The following is a 13,573-nucleotide window of genomic DNA, read 5'->3' as shown; positions in this document are numbered from 1 at the left end:
TGGTTCGAGCGGAGATTGTGCAAGGCAAAACGGCAAGTGCAGCGGCGGCGGGGGACGGCGGTCCCAACGGCAAGGAGGACGGCTGAAAGTGGCGCCGGCGGCCATAGGCGACCGCCCGCCAGCGCCCGGACCCGTGGCTAGCCAGTCTGGCGGGCTTTTGCCCGGATGAGCGGTTGATAAACAGGTCGTTTAGCTTCTTGCCGGCGCGAAGCTGCGCCTTCAGCCATCGGGCTGCTTGCCGCGGCCGACCCGGTTTCGGCTGGATTCTTAGAGCGTTCAAGTTTGTGGTATTCGAGAGCCTGAAGTAATACGCGCGCGTCCTGCGCTTTTTGGCAGCCGTCCTAGCGTGCGCGGTTCTTTTGCGTGACCCGTACCGGATCTGGAGACGGCGAACCAAATCTAGCGCGGCCGCGCATCGTTCCACCTCCGAGGCGTGGATTCCCGATCTCGCGAAGGAGCAGCATGCGCTTGGTTTGTGCGGCGTTGAGCAGCCCCTCGAACAGGACCAGGACCTCGCGCGCCTGAACGTAGACTTCGGTGGTGATGGCGTGTTGGTCGAAGCCATAGGTCGCAAGCCGCGCGTCGATCTCGGTCGCAGCGACGGGATCACACCGCCAGCTCAGTGCATTCTGCCGCGTGTAGGACTCGGCCTTCGCTTCGAACTCGGAATCGATCCCGACCAGATCGATGCGCCGCAGCGCCGCCTCAACCGCCTTTTGGCGATAGGTCTCGAGCAATTTATGCCGCAACATGCGGTAGCGCTGGATGTCCCAGGACTGTTCGGCGACGTCAATGGCGAGGAGCCATTCGATGGCGGACCGCGGCGCGAGATCGGCAAAGATCGCCTGCCGGAGCGCCTGGTAGTGTTCGAGGTGTTCGCCCGGCAGCAGCAGGGGCGGGGGCGCCAAGGCCTCAAACTCGACCGGCAGCGACGTGACGGTGAGCTCGCGCGCGGTTTGGAACAGACCGTTCATCCGGCGGCCTCCGAATCCAGGTTTGCCGCAAGCGACGCGGCGCTGACGGCGACGTTGGCGGGATCGTGGACGGGGCTCGCCGCCCACAGTTCCTGCGCCACGGGCAACGGCGCGATCTGCAGATTCGCCCACCACGCCCGTTCATTGCCGTGCTGATGCAGCTCCTGGTGATGCGCGCGGCACAGGGGGACAGTGAACTCATCGCTGACCTTGCGGCCGAGCGCCCGGGCTTGAGCGAATTTCAGATGATGAGATGATGGGCATCGCACGGGGTTTGCCGGCACACCAGGCAGGGCTGCCCGCTAACAAACAACAGGTACGTCTTGCTGCGTTTGCGGGACGGCTCCTTGGGATGGGCGAGCCCGGCCTCGGGTAGCGCTGGCTGCAGTGCGGTCTCGGCGTCAGCTGCAGGCGCTGCTGGCAGGCTTGGCATGCCAATCAAGTCGGCCGTCTGCTCGGTCTGAGCGCGGCCAACGTCCTCAAGCTTGGCCTGATAAGCAGCCTCGACCACCCGGGCATCCGGCTCCTGCAGGCTGTTCTTGAGCGGGAGGCTCGCCATGGCCCAGCTGAGCAGATCGGTACTGGCAGGCAGCGCTTCGAGCTGGCGCAACAGCTGCTCCCGGAGTGCGGCGGACTCGCGCGGCCGCAGCACCGGGGCACGGTTCAGAGCGCCCTTGCCGGGCGAGGCCTTGAGGTTAGGTGGTGCGGGGGGACCAGCGGCCGCATCAGGGGCGTCAAGATCATCCTCGCCGGCGATCCCGACCAGCGCGAACAGGGCATAGCGTCGGGCGTAGGTGAGCGCCGCGCCCATCCGGTGCGGCGCCTCGATGTCCCGTGCGGCGCAGACCGGCCAGTCCGAGGAGATCCATTCGCCGGAGGAATGGGCGAGCAGGGTGGTGAGATGGATGTGGCCGGTGCTGCCCTCGACCCGGGTGCTCTGGATGGCGGCGATCTCCTGCTGGCTTAAGGTCTTGCGCACGATGTCGAGGCCCGAGGCCAGCGAGGCGTAGCGAAAGGTGCGGTCGTCATCGCGCAGAAATGGCGAGCGAATCTGAGCGGTCAGGGTTTTTTCCGGATTGGTTAGTTCGGCTTGCGCGCGGGCCAAGGCTGCTGCGATCGCTCCGATATGCTCACTGGCCCGGTGCATGGACGGCCTCCATTTCAACCGGATCAAAGCTGATCGCGCCGGCCTTGGAGCGCTTGGCGCGAATGCCGTGGCCGAACGCTTCCTTGGCATCCTCGGGCAGCAGCTTCTTGAGTTCGGTCTTGGCCAGTTCGTGCTCGCTATGGGCCTCGCGGGTGCGCAAATAGGTCGCCGCGCATTCGGCCCACAGATTGGATGCGGTCATGTCGACCACCTTCACGGCGGCCAATCGCGGCCGAGGCGTCTCGATCCCGAACAGCAGCGGCGGCTCGCCGCTCTGCACGCAGCGCCAGAACTTCTTTTCGGCCGTGAGCAGCAGGTGCTGGTACAGCGGATCGGCATGCACGGTGATCTCGACCCACTTGCCGCCGCCGGTGATGATCGAGAGCACCGCGGCGCGGGCGGCGACCACCCACATGTTGTGCTGCAGCTGCGCCATGTGCTTGTCGGCCGCGGCCTCTTCGCTAAAAGCCCAGGGCAGCATGAACTTCGCCTCGAACACCGCGCCGGTCGGCGCGACGATGCCGTCCAGGGTGGCCGCCATCCAGGCATGGACGGGATGCTGCACCCGCTTCTGGATGTCGGTGATCACATACCCGGTGGCGTTCTGGTACCAGCTGCGGTTGAGGTCTTCGGTGGCACTGCCAAGCTGGACGATCAGGTTGCGCGACAAATCTTGCGGCAGGACCTCGCCGCGTTTTTCCTGCCACAGGCGCATGAGCTCGTCCTGGTCCTGGCCCATGATGATGCGCGCATCCGAGCCGCCGATAAAGGCGCGCCGGTCGATGGGGTCGAACTTGACGATACGATGTGGCGCCTCGGCGCCGTCGGTTGCAATCGTGGTCACCGGTCTCTCCTGGGTTGACGCGGCTTGCCGCCGCACCACCAAAACCCCCGCCACTGCGAGGGGAGAGACCGGGGCCAAGGACCCGCCGGCCGGTCCAATGATTAACGCTCCTTTTGCGCGGGAATGCCAGTCCTTTCTGCAGCAAAATTGCTGTTCTTTGGGCTCGAAAATCCTCGATCTGTCAATGCGTTGGAGCGAGCTTCCGGCCGCCACCATCAGCATCAGCCGAGGGCCTCGGACATGGCGTAAATTCGACAAATCGAAGCCAATCGCAGCAACGCCAAGCGCAGCACGGGGCCGAAAACGGCGGATGGAAAGACGAGGCCGCAACGCGCTGCGTCATGGGCTGGCGCGCAGCGCCATCAGCGATCCTGCCGAGGCGGCGAATCTCGCGGTCGCGATTGCTTCGGGGCTGGGGCATCAAGTTTTGCCGGACCTACTGATGGCCCTTGCACGTTCCAAGCTCGCGCTGCTACGCATCCGCAGCCTCCGCCACGATCTGTTAGCCACGCTATTGAACTGGCCCGTCCCAGCCGGCGTGAAACGCCTTAACAATCTCGAGCGCTATGAGCGGGCGGCATTGGCGAAACACAAACGCGCACTTCGGGCCCTCTGACCAAGCGAGGGAGAGGGCACGCGAGCAAATTGGCTTCGTTCCGGAATTTTCCGGACGGACTGGTATACATCCCGGCTAATCCAGGTATTCGCCCGACCTTGCGAACTGCCAGAGCTCGCAAGAATTCGCGCGCGAAGGCCGAGCATTGGTCCAAATTGTGATCAGACATGCTGGGATCGAGCTTTGAATGCATCAGAAAGCCCATTTGCGCCGTCGTGAATGGACCCGTACGGCGTCCATCAAGAAATCGACAGCTTTCGCGGAGTGAAATGAGGTGCCTGCCCGGGTGAACCACCGTTTTCAAAAACTAGAATTATATTTTGGTGATTTCAATTATTTAAGTTCTCATTTTCGCGGTCCCGGCCTGCCTTCAATCAACCGCCTTGAATCGAAGAACGCTCGGCCGCTCGCCGGCATCGGTTTTTCCCTGTTTAGCGCGCGCCCGTTCCCTGATCACATCAGAGATTTCCCTGATATGGATTTGCCATAAATTGCCGCAATAGCTTGGAGGCGCAGGTGTTTTCGTCGGATTCCGTTGGCCAAATAGCCCCCGCGACATGGGTTTTCCATGTAAAATTCCCTGTTCCCAGGGAATTTTAGGCCATGGATCGCATGCCGGGTCGCCCCCCGGAAATTAAATCACGTGCGTAGCTTATTTAATTTGAGGGAATCATGATTCGGGTTTACCCTCTGGATCGGGCTTTGGAATGCAGTAAGGACGAGCCGATGACCCAACTCGACGCGAAGGCGAAGATCGTCGTGAGTTCTTGAAGAGCTGCGGAAAATTTGCCGCCGTCACCCCTCCTGCCATGACGCTGTTGCTGTCCACCTCTCTTACGTCAACCGCGATAGCCAGTTCAGGCGGTCATATTGTTCATGGCAACAATGGCTACGGCAACGGCGGCGGTGACGGCAGTCCGAACAATAAAGAGGATCGCGATCGCTAGATGTTGCTGTGGACAGCCGCGCCATAGCAGTGTCTACGGCGTGCGACCGTCGCGGGGCTCAACCGGTGCGGCGGCGCTTGTGGCTGGATGAACGGTTGATCAACAAATCGTTCAGCTTCTTGCCGGCTCGGAGCTGCGCCTTCAGCCAGCGGGGTTGCTTGCCACGACCGGACCAGGTCTCGGACGGGTTTTTCGGATTTTGATACTTCGGCAGCACGGGCGGGTAGGGGCGGCGCGCACGTTCCCCGTTGGGGGCCCCGGAAGTTCCCTCGATCCTGCGAAGCCGCTCTTCGAGCTTGGCTTTTTCCGCAACCATTCTCCGACTAAGAACAGTCGTCACTTCATCGTAAAGCCGCCACAGCTCAGCTGTGGTCGCGGATGCCCACTCTTCGTTCCCCATGGAAGCCGTCCCCACTACTTCCGATTTGAAATAGGAGGGGGGCTTATCAGGTCGAAGCCCCGTCGGGCAAGCCTGATCGGCCCGCGCACAGAACTCTAGTGTGCAGTGCGGTACTTCTTGGCGCTACCAGCCGGGCCTGTGCCTTCGACCGGCCGGTCGCCTCCCAGCCGGTCTCCGCCGGCGGACCCTTCGCCTCGGGCCGAGCAAGCGCTGCTCGGCCATCGACACGCGACTACGTAAATTCTGCAATTCGGTGAATTGAACGATCAGAGATTCATGCGTTTGCCGCAAAACAGCCGAAGAATACATATGACCACCTACTCATTACCAGCGATGTCCCGTGACCGCAGATTGAAGTTTGCCGGGTTAGCGAAAATGTCGCCCGAACTTTGCTGACCAGGTTTTCATCGGTGCTACTGCCGAAGCAGAGCCGTTATCGTTCGCGACGTCTGATTAATGGTTGGAAAATTTCCACTCCTCATATTGATGTTGGATGAATAGTATTACTTTTTGAGCCTCCTCTTCGTGTTATAGGGCGAGGCTTTCAGCTGCCTCGCTCCGGTCAAGTTTGTCGAATGTTAGATTTGAATCGTGAATGTGACTATATATCGTTCGTAATAAGTGGTCGGTGATGAGCTTGATGGCGGTTAACCAATCCTGACAGGCAGCCACATACTGGACCGCCAGATCTGCGGGAGAGTTTTGCAGATCATAGCCAGGAGAGAAGGCGCTGTTTTGTAGATGAATCGACTGCTTCGGATTTTCCATGGAGGACCGCAATCCTACGGTGCTGCACGCATTCTCAAAGCGAGTTACAGTGGTGTGGCCATCATGCGTTGCCGATCGCCGTGACGAATTGACAGTGCGGCATTTTGGCAGAACGGATTGTTGTGCTTCCCGCGCGTCTTGAGGTGAATGCAGGAATAAAAACTGCCGCGCGGGGTATCAGGAATAGGCAGGGGAAGCATGCGCCGCATCAGAGTCGTCATCGCGGATCGGCACCCGATCGTCTTGCAGGGGATCAGCAGCGTCCTTGCGGCGCAGCGCGATTTCGCGATCGTGGCCGCCTGCGGCGATACTGCAAGCTGCATTGGGGCCATCCGACTTTTGGTGCCCGACATTGCACTGGTCGATATTGCAATGCCCAGTATCAGTCGACCTGACATTCTGGCTATCGCAAACACCGCTGGCCAAGGTACCCGGGTCATTTTCTTCGCTGAAAAGGCCGGCGATCAAAGGTCGCAGACGCTGGCCGCGGGCCGCGCCTGCCTCGTCCTCACGAGGGATGCTGAGCCGGAGATGCTGGTCGCGACCCTGAGGAAGGTTGCGGAACGCCAGGGGCCGGCATCGCGGTCGCCGTGCACAGGTGGCGAGGTCCGTGGGGAGTCTCACATCGGTGAGGAAAAGGCTCCGACGCAGCTGACCGACCGGGAACGGCAGATCATGAGACTTGTATCGGAGGGGCTGTCGAACAAGGAGATTGGGCGTTTCCTGAACATTACCGATGGTACGATCAAAGTCCACCTTCACCACATCTTCCAGAAGCTCGATATCAGCAATCGAACAGTTCTCGCGGCATTTGCAATTTCGCAAAACGGGCAACATGCGGCCGCACGTGAACTCGCCCCTTCCGGCCTACTACAGCAGGATTCGTCGGTTCGAAACGACGAGGACGTCAAGCGTAGCAATGTCCTTCCGGAACGTACGCGTTAGCTGGACATCGCATCATGCTGGGCGGTGAGCATCGGTTGCGGCGCGCAGATGCTCGGCCATGTTGCGGCAGGCTCCTTCGGCCTCAGCCAATGTTCGGAAGGGCGACCCGCTGATCTTGATCGCGCCGTTGTTCTCGTAGAGTGGTCGCCAACTCGCCAGATACCCGAAGCGTCCGTGAAAGCCTGGACCGGTAGGGCTCTCCAGGCTGATCACAAACGAGAAGCCATCGCCGCTCGCGCTCCAGATCTCCATGTTTTCGATTGGCCGGTGAAATTGCAGTGGCATGGCAATCATCCGTCGTGCGCTGCTCTTGACCCAGCTAATCAGATATATGCATATTAAATATTAATTTGATACTCTCGATTGGGGCTCCGGCAACGGGCTAGCAAGCCCGAAAGGCCATGGAAATGCTGGCAGTCTGCCGGCGGCGCACGCCTCGCAATCAAACAAAATTTTGGTTGAAAGTCTATTTAATATATAATACCAATAAAGTAAATTTAAATCAAGGGGAGCGCATCGTGAGCCAAAGTGGCAATGAAGATGACGACCGGCGGGCGTTCCTGAAAACCTGCGGAAGATTCGCGGCCGTGACACCCCCCGTCATGACGCTGCTGCTGTCGACCTCGCTGACCTCGACAGCCATCGCACGTTCAGGCGGACAGAACGGAGCAACGCAAGGCGATGACAGGGACCAGTCATTCTTCGACAACGATCGTCCGTCCTCTGGGGGCTCGGGGTCCTCTGGCGGCGGGTCACCTGGAGGTAGTGGCGGACCTGGGGGGCGCCGTGGTGGCTCATCTGCTGCTGGAAAGCCATCCGGCGGGGGCGGCAGATCGGGCGGAGCGACCGGTGGCGAAGGACCTTTCGCGACGGGAGGGAACTCCGGAAATCCGGCCGCATATGGAGGGGTCGATTGTGCAGATGAAGAAGACGACGAGCGGAGGCACAAGCCCGAGTGCGAGCGAGCCGCCACTCGACTTTCGAGCGCAACCCGCTCCGAGCCTTAACAACGGTTCGATCCGCTGTTGTTGCAAGCTGAGCAGCCAGACCCAATGGAGCGTGCCGCGCGCCGGGGCACATGAGTACTTTTTTAACGCGCCGCCGCATCGTCATCGGCAACGCAGCATGCCGAATTAGTCGCGTTTTCCTTTGATTGCATATTTTTTTTGCCCACGTCAAAGCTGGCGGAATTCTCGCGGACATATTGCTAGGAGAACTCACATGAAAATCTGCGCTCGAGTGGACAACCCTGCCGCTGTTCTTCGCCAGCGTCTCGAAGCCCTTGCCTCTCAACTCGCAGAACTTGAGAGTCTCAGGGACCGGGTGGATCGAGAAGAGAACCATCAGCGCGAGCGGCGCCAGTCCGGCTATCTCAGACGACGAGCAAGCTCAGAGTGCAACCGAGCGGTCGCTGCAACGTCGCAGATCTAAAGCTCCGCCTGGTCGCAACCCATCAAATTATTTCAGTGAGAGTCCGAAAGCGAACGGATGTTTCGAATTTAATCGATCATATTTGGCTTCGGCAGGGGGCGAGCGGTTCATCCGCAGCAGCCTCCGGTCACGCCGAGAACAGGGGCGCTGGTTTTCTGGCGCAGTACGTGAGTCTTCAATCCATTAACTAGTTTCGCTTGAAAGGATGAAAGCTCGTGAATGATGCCAATGTGAAAGTCGAAACGCAGGCCGATCCGGTGAATGAGAATACGAATGGTGCAAAACCAAGGATCGATTTGCCGCTTTTGAATTTCCAGGAACTCTTCCGTGGATTCGCCGAGCAGGGCGCCGCACAGACCAAGAAAAATATCGCGAGCATGAAAGCGACTTCCGAGGAGATCAGCGACATTCTCCGTGAAGCCTGCTCAATGAACGCCAGAGGGGCCGTCGATTACGGTGCCAAGGTCATCGAGATTTCCAAAGACAATACCAGGGCCACCCTGGAGTTTTTATCCCGGCTCGCTGAGACCAGGTCGCTGCTGGATATCGTGCATCTTTCGACCGCCCGAAGCCGCGAGGCTTTCGAAGTCGTCTCCGCACAGAATCGGGAGCTCTGGGAGCTCGCGCAGAAAGTTGCGATCGAGACGACCGAGCCCATCAAGACCAGCTTCAATAGGGTGTTTCACAAGACCGTCTGAACCGAGGCTACCGGCCGCGCGGTTCGACTGGACGGACATCTCCGCGACGAGGGGACGCTCGGTCTAGTCGATGGCGGGGCAGCGTGCCCTGACCGCGCAACAGGTTGCAGGAGATCAAGATGGGTGTGGTGATGATCAAATGCCCGGAAACGGGCGACGCCATTTCGACGGGTATCGAAACCGATCGCGAAAGGTTTCGTTGCAGCGCGGTATTCTTTCGCGCACCTATTGCCGGGTCTGCACGGCTACACACGAGTGGTTCGCGCGAGAGCCCTGGGTCTACGAGCCTGCCCTGGATAGTCGGTTTCCGGGCGGCTGGCAGGCGTCTCGCGCCGGCGCGGCGTGAATAAGTCCTGCTGCGCCACGCGAAACGATCCGATCGATTCTGCGGCTCATCACCTTGTAGCACTCGCATGCCACGGCTTCGAGCCGCGGCCGGTCAATCTCGAGCTGACCGCGGCGGTTGGATTTCAAGGCTCGAGACGCGCGCAATGCCCTCACAACATGCGTGACCGTGGTGCGCCGGACCCCCAGTAGCTCCGACATAGTCTCCTGTGTCAAAGGGAGGGGATTGCTGCTATTCGCCCGGTCGTGAATTTGAAGCAGCCAGCAGGCCATCCGGGCTTCGACGGAATGCAGTGCATTGCAAGCCGCGACGTGCTGAACCTGCGTCAGCAGCGATCTCGTGAAAATCTGCGCCATGGATGCGATGGCGGGGCTGCGCCCCAGAGCTGACAAAAATTGCGCCGCCGGAATCTGCAGCACGGGCCCTGGTACGCGGACGACTACCGTCACAGATGAGTGGGATGTGCCAAGCGCCAACGTTAGACCGATCGCACCTTCACGACCGATCACCGCTGTGGCGGCAGTCTGCCCGTTCGGCAAGTCCACGATGAAGGCAATCGCGCCGCCACAGGGGAAGAGAAGGTGCTCGATCCGATCTCCCGATCGGACCAGTACGGCGTCGCGCTCGAGCACGACTTTCCGCAGGTGAGGCGCAAGCAAAGCGAAATCGGCCGACGGCAAGGCTGCTAACAATCGATTACCAACTCTGGTCGCGTGGTCCATCATGGGATTCGTCCCCACCGATGTCCGGCGCTAGGTGGTGCCGGCTGGTGCCAGCTGGTCTGCACTACTCAACAGCGATCCAATCGGTCACCGGAGATATGGTTCCAATTGGGAGTCGTGCGTGTGCGACGGCACCGCCACGCACGATCCCGCGAGATCCTGCGATTGGCGCCAACTGGAGACCGGCAGGCTCGCGGGCATTGCAGTTGATGTCGGCCGAGCCTATCGCTCGTCCGCCTTCTCGGGAACCGGAAGAGTGTCCTCGGAGCGGACGCTCTATGCCTGTGGGACGGATGCCAATTTTCGGCCGAATATGCTCAGGCGGCGACTGCCTAATCATTGAACGTTCTTAACTCGTGGCTAAACTCTTAATCAGGCGGGTCCCAGGTTTGGGCCCCGCCCACCGCACCTCGCAAAGCCTTAGGCCGATCCACGGTTTGAGAAGACCGAATTAAAACGGCTTTTCACGTCGAGACCGGCAACGATAGCTGGCGGTTCAAAAGCCGAGACGACGATCACGCGACCCGCGCTCGTCTCGCCTCCGCTATCCCGGCCAGCTCCGACGAGACGAGCGCTACCAGCAAACCCCGCCGCGCAAAGGGGTCAAAATTGGACGCCGATGAGGGGGCAAATTTGCAAACGATGACGTAATTGCGGTCGGCGCTCGTGGCATGCAAGCCGCATTATCGTCGAGCCCTCGCAATCACCTGATTCGAAGGAGCTCCCATGAAGCAGTACGTCGGGCTGGACGTCTCACAGAGAGAAACCGCCGTATGCGTTGTCAACGAGACTGGCCAAGTAATCTTCGAAGGAAAAGCCAAGTCTAATCCTGGTGCCTTGACCGACCTGCTTCGCAACATGCGCCTCAAGCCGAGCGTATCGGCTTCGAGACGGGTGCGATGGCGAGTTGGCTATGGCATGAACTCCGCAGGGTTGAGCTTCCGGTGGTCTGCATCGACGCTCGGCATGCGCACGCAGCTTTGTCGGTCCGTATGAACAAGAGCGGTCAGAATGATGCGCGAGCCTTGCAGAACTGGTGCGAGTGGGATGGTATCGAGAGGTCAAGGTCAAAAGTGAGGAAAGGCAAAAGATCCGAGCGATCCTTGTCGCCAGATCTCGGCTAGTGTCGATGCGCCGAGACATTGAGAACCAGATTCGTGGCTTGATCAAGGAATCTGGATTACTATTCCCTCGCGCGATCGGCCAACAGTTCCGCAACCAGGTCAGCGAATTCTTAGGCGCTGATCATTTACTCCTCAACGTGATATCGCCGCTGCTCTCGATCCATGAGAACATCTGTCGAGAACAGGAAAAGTTCGACAACGAGGTCCGCCAGTTGGCGAAGCTGGACGAGACGACGCGGCGACTGATGACGGTCCCGGGTGTCGGCGTCGTCACGGCCCTAACGTTCCGCCACACGATCGATGATCCCTCGCGCTTCCGATCGGCGTCGACAGTCGGCGCTTACCTCGGCCTTACGCCGCGACGTAGCCAATCCGGCGAAACCGACACCAACGGAAAGATATCTCGACGGGGCGACCGGCTTCTCCGAACTTACTTGTTCGAGGCCGCCACTGTCCTTCTTTCTCGAACCAAAAAGTGGTCTTCTCTAAAGGCCTGAGGCATGAAGCTCGCCAACCGGATCGGCATGAAGAAGGCAAAGGTCGCAATTGCCCGAAAGATCGCCGTGATTCTCCACTGCATCTGGGTCGATGGCACATCGTTCGACTGGGTCCAGCCGAAGCCAATCTAATATTTGCTCGCAAGTTCCTGGTCCGGTCCGCCGGACTGGCGATGTCCCGCTGGGACGGTGGTTGTGGTGACCTCGGTCAATCGGCTGGTGGCGGTTCGCCCGCACTCCGCTGCAGACGTTGAGGCGCCCGATCCGGACATCATCATGAGGCGCTCGCGACCTCGGAAAGGACCATGACCCCATCTACGACATCAACCCACTCGCTGAAGCCGCCAACGATGTCGATTGCCAATCCCGCTAGGCAATCGTCTCGCCATCCGCGATCGCTCCGTCTCCGCAACCTGACCAGCTCCGACGGAGCAATCGCTACGGGCGTGTCACTGGAGAGAGGAAGAATGGTAACTTGACAACAAACCGCAATTAAAGGGCCGATCTCCTCCAGAAGAATGTTCAAGGCGCTCGGGCCTTCTAAGCACGCGATCGGCCATACCGGAAGGGCGGCAAAAGCACTGGGTGAAGAGGTCAAGAACCGGATCATCCCGCAGTACACCGGGAGCTTTGATCGGGCGAGCGTTTGCGGCGCTCGGGTTTCGGAGGACTCTCTCGAACGCGAGGCAATCTGCACGTCTTTGCGCCCGATGATCCGAGCTGGACGCCATCGACCTTCCAACGTCAAAACCCGCGTGAAAAAGTCCGGAATGCCGAATGGGCTGCTCACGTTGAGAGACGCCCCCCGTTTTAGAGACGTTGCGGACTCGGCACGGTACTGCATTGGCCCCGAATTCGATCAATCCGGGCTAGAACCTTCGCTCGTGACGATAGCTGTCGATTTCAAATACATGATTTAATTCGTTTAAAAATGTGATTTAATCGTAACAACGAAACGTTGTAAGTCATTGGGACGCATCTCCGCGGCAACCTGCGGACCACGAGGGAGGGTCACATGGCTGTTCTCTTTGGCGACACAAGTGGATCACTCACGGGACGACAGCATGGCGCAGCGCAAACACTGGTTGGTTCCGATCCGACAAACACACTGTTCGGGGATGCTGGCGTGGACTTGCTCGGCCGCGCGATCGGCGCCAACGACACGTTGCTGACGTCCGGCTCTGGAAGCCAATATGGTGATGCGGGCGGAAACATTTCTGATCATGCCCGGGGCGGCAGCGACACGTTGTCCGCTCAAGTATCGGCGTCCGCTATCATTCCCGGCGAGACCTTCAGCCTGGATATGTACGGTGATGCTGGAGGCAACATTTCGGACTGGGCCATTGTGGGCAATGACATGTTCAATGTCGAATTGCCCCTGGTCTTTACGCCCGGAGTGAGGGTGAATGCCTATGGCGACGCTGGCGAAACATTGTCTGGTCAGTCCCAGGGTGGTGACGACAACTTCGGCGTCACTGCTGGCGGACATCAAACAATTACCGTGTATGGAGATGCGGGTGGAAACCTGATCAATTGTGCGGTCGGCGGTAATGACACATTCGTTGGTCACATCGGACCGGATGGCAGCTTTGTGTTCTATGGCGACGCTGGCGGAGGCTTGCTCGGGCATACCCGGGGCGGCAATGACAGCTTCACTGCGAGCGGATCCGAGTACAACAACTATCTCTATGGTGACGCCGGCGGCGACATGGCCGGTCATGCGGCCGGCGGCAACGATAGTTTCGCTGCGAGCGGGATTAGGGTCTGTACCTAATTAGCGAGTTCTGATTCCCTGGTGCTAAGTTGATTCGGCACGGGGGACTTCGATGCGCAAAGGACTGTTCTGGCTCAACGACAAGCAGTGGGCTCAGATAGAGCCGCATCTGCCAACGAACCAGACCGGCCCGGCGCGCGAAGACGATCGACGCATTATCAGCGGTATCATTCACATGCTCCAGTGCGGCGCACGCTGGCGCGATTGCCCGTCCGACTATGGCCCTTACACGACGATCTATAATCGGTTCAATCGCTGGGCTAAGCGCGGACATTGGCAGGCGATCTTTGAAGCGCTCGCCCGCTGCGGCAAGGACCGAGTGGCTTTGTCGATCGACTCC

The 13,573-nt window shown here is 59.6% G+C and carries 12 protein-coding genes and 4 pseudogenes; 9 read left to right on the top strand and 7 right to left on the bottom strand.

Annotation, left to right across the window (positions count from 1 at the left end; all coding sequences use genetic code 11):
- Positions 1-341: 341 nt before the first annotated feature.
- The 3 genes and pseudogenes from IVB36_RS06135 to IVB36_RS06125 all read right to left on the bottom strand — a co-directional run bounded on the left by IVB36_RS06135 (position 342) and on the right by IVB36_RS06125 (position 2,965).
- Positions 342-974: a hypothetical protein gene (locus IVB36_RS06135; protein ID WP_247370062.1), complete on the bottom strand. Its 633-nt coding sequence runs from the start codon at positions 972-974 to the stop codon at positions 342-344.
- Positions 971-2,121 (bottom strand): annotated as a pseudogene (locus IVB36_RS06130) (ERF family protein). Before IVB36_RS06130 ends, IVB36_RS06135 begins: the two are co-directional and overlap by 4 nt.
- Positions 2,105-2,965 (bottom strand): YqaJ viral recombinase family protein, encoded by an 861-nt coding sequence (locus IVB36_RS06125; protein ID WP_247390934.1) that lies wholly within the window; start codon positions 2,963-2,965, stop codon positions 2,105-2,107. Before IVB36_RS06125 ends, IVB36_RS06130 begins: the two are co-directional and overlap by 17 nt.
- A gap of 310 nt (positions 2,966-3,275) precedes the next feature.
- Between IVB36_RS06125 and IVB36_RS06120 the strand changes: the two genes are divergently transcribed.
- Both IVB36_RS06120 and IVB36_RS06115 read left to right on the top strand, forming a co-directional pair.
- Positions 3,276-3,581: a hypothetical protein gene (locus tag IVB36_RS06120; RefSeq protein ID WP_247370057.1), complete on the top strand. Its 306-nt coding sequence runs from the start codon at positions 3,276-3,278 to the stop codon at positions 3,579-3,581.
- 767 nt (positions 3,582-4,348) lie between these two features.
- Complete coding sequence (locus IVB36_RS06115; protein WP_247370053.1) at positions 4,349-4,528, top strand: hypothetical protein; 180 nt, start codon at positions 4,349-4,351, stop codon at positions 4,526-4,528.
- A gap of 58 nt (positions 4,529-4,586) precedes the next feature.
- On the opposite strand, the gene IVB36_RS06110 is transcribed toward IVB36_RS06115, so the two are convergent.
- Positions 4,587-4,928, bottom strand: a complete 342-nt coding sequence (locus IVB36_RS06110; RefSeq protein WP_247390914.1) for an H-NS histone family protein — start codon at positions 4,926-4,928, stop codon at positions 4,587-4,589.
- Between the two features lie 528 nt (positions 4,929-5,456).
- Complete coding sequence (locus IVB36_RS06105) at positions 5,457-5,696, bottom strand: hypothetical protein (RefSeq protein WP_247390912.1); 240 nt, start codon at positions 5,694-5,696, stop codon at positions 5,457-5,459.
- A 198-nt stretch (positions 5,697-5,894) separates the two neighbouring features.
- Between IVB36_RS06105 and IVB36_RS06100 the strand changes: the two genes are divergently transcribed.
- On the top strand, positions 5,895-6,641 hold the full coding sequence (locus tag IVB36_RS06100) for a response regulator transcription factor (protein WP_085358734.1): 747 nt from the start codon (positions 5,895-5,897) through the stop codon (positions 6,639-6,641).
- A 12-nt stretch (positions 6,642-6,653) separates the two neighbouring features.
- Here the strand turns inward: IVB36_RS06100 and IVB36_RS06095 are convergent, their stop codons facing one another.
- Positions 6,654-6,926 carry a hypothetical protein gene (locus IVB36_RS06095; RefSeq protein ID WP_162847239.1) on the bottom strand — a complete coding sequence of 91 codons (273 nt, stop codon included), beginning with the start codon at positions 6,924-6,926 and terminating at the stop codon, positions 6,654-6,656.
- Positions 6,927-7,156: 230 nt separating this feature from the next.
- Here IVB36_RS06095 and IVB36_RS06090 point away from each other — a divergent pair.
- Positions 7,157-7,411, top strand: a pseudogene (locus IVB36_RS06090) (hypothetical protein); the annotation flags it as partial.
- A gap of 876 nt (positions 7,412-8,287) precedes the next feature.
- The gene (locus IVB36_RS39920; protein WP_085352703.1) at positions 8,288-8,770 is read left to right on the top strand and encodes a phasin family protein; all 483 of its coding nucleotides are present in this window, start codon (positions 8,288-8,290) and stop codon (positions 8,768-8,770) included.
- A 279-nt stretch (positions 8,771-9,049) separates the two neighbouring features.
- Here IVB36_RS39920 and IVB36_RS06075 read toward each other — a convergent pair whose 3' ends face one another.
- Positions 9,050-9,841 carry a Crp/Fnr family transcriptional regulator gene (locus tag IVB36_RS06075; RefSeq protein ID WP_247390910.1) on the bottom strand — a complete coding sequence of 264 codons (792 nt, stop codon included), beginning with the start codon at positions 9,839-9,841 and terminating at the stop codon, positions 9,050-9,052.
- 465 nt (positions 9,842-10,306) lie between these two features.
- Between IVB36_RS06075 and IVB36_RS40360 the strand changes: the two are divergent.
- From IVB36_RS40360 to IVB36_RS06060, 4 genes and pseudogenes are all read left to right on the top strand, one after another.
- Positions 10,307-10,489 (top strand): annotated as a pseudogene (locus tag IVB36_RS40360) (IS21-like element helper ATPase IstB); the annotation flags it as partial.
- 75 nt (positions 10,490-10,564) lie between these two features.
- A pseudogene (locus IVB36_RS06070) lies at positions 10,565-11,591 on the top strand (IS110 family transposase).
- 883 nt (positions 11,592-12,474) lie between these two features.
- Complete coding sequence (locus tag IVB36_RS06065) at positions 12,475-13,233, top strand: hypothetical protein (RefSeq protein ID WP_247390908.1); 759 nt, start codon at positions 12,475-12,477, stop codon at positions 13,231-13,233.
- Between the two features lie 52 nt (positions 13,234-13,285).
- Positions 13,286-13,573, top strand: a 288-nt coding sequence (locus tag IVB36_RS06060; RefSeq protein ID WP_247390905.1) for a transposase, incomplete at its 3' end; no start/stop codon positions are given.

The sequence above is a fragment of the Bradyrhizobium sp. 35 genome, assembly GCF_023073215.1.
In the GTDB taxonomy this organism is placed as follows: Bacteria; Pseudomonadota; Alphaproteobacteria; order Rhizobiales; family Xanthobacteraceae; genus Bradyrhizobium; species Bradyrhizobium canariense_D.
This window is presented reverse-complemented; position numbering and strand designations above follow the sequence as displayed.

Excerpts from the sequence above, each read along its gene's own strand:
- IVB36_RS06135 (WP_247370062.1), bottom strand. The coding sequence starts at position 974 with ATGAACGGTCTGTTCCAAACCGCGCGCGAGCTCACCGTCACGTCGCTG.
- IVB36_RS06120 (WP_247370057.1), top strand. The coding sequence starts at position 3,276 with ATGGAAAGACGAGGCCGCAACGCGCTGCGTCATGGGCTGGCGCGCAGC.
- IVB36_RS06110 (WP_247390914.1), bottom strand. The coding sequence starts at position 4,928 with ATGGGGAACGAAGAGTGGGCATCCGCGACCACAGCTGAGCTGTGGCGG.
- IVB36_RS06105 (WP_247390912.1), bottom strand. The coding sequence starts at position 5,696 with ATGGAAAATCCGAAGCAGTCGATTCATCTACAAAACAGCGCCTTCTCT.
- IVB36_RS06100 (WP_085358734.1), top strand. The coding sequence starts at position 5,895 with ATGCGCCGCATCAGAGTCGTCATCGCGGATCGGCACCCGATCGTCTTG.
- IVB36_RS06095 (WP_162847239.1), bottom strand. The coding sequence starts at position 6,926 with ATGCCACTGCAATTTCACCGGCCAATCGAAAACATGGAGATCTGGAGC.
- IVB36_RS06075 (WP_247390910.1), bottom strand. The coding sequence starts at position 9,841 with ATGATGGACCACGCGACCAGAGTTGGTAATCGATTGTTAGCAGCCTTG.
- IVB36_RS06065 (WP_247390908.1), top strand. The coding sequence starts at position 12,475 with ATGGCTGTTCTCTTTGGCGACACAAGTGGATCACTCACGGGACGACAG.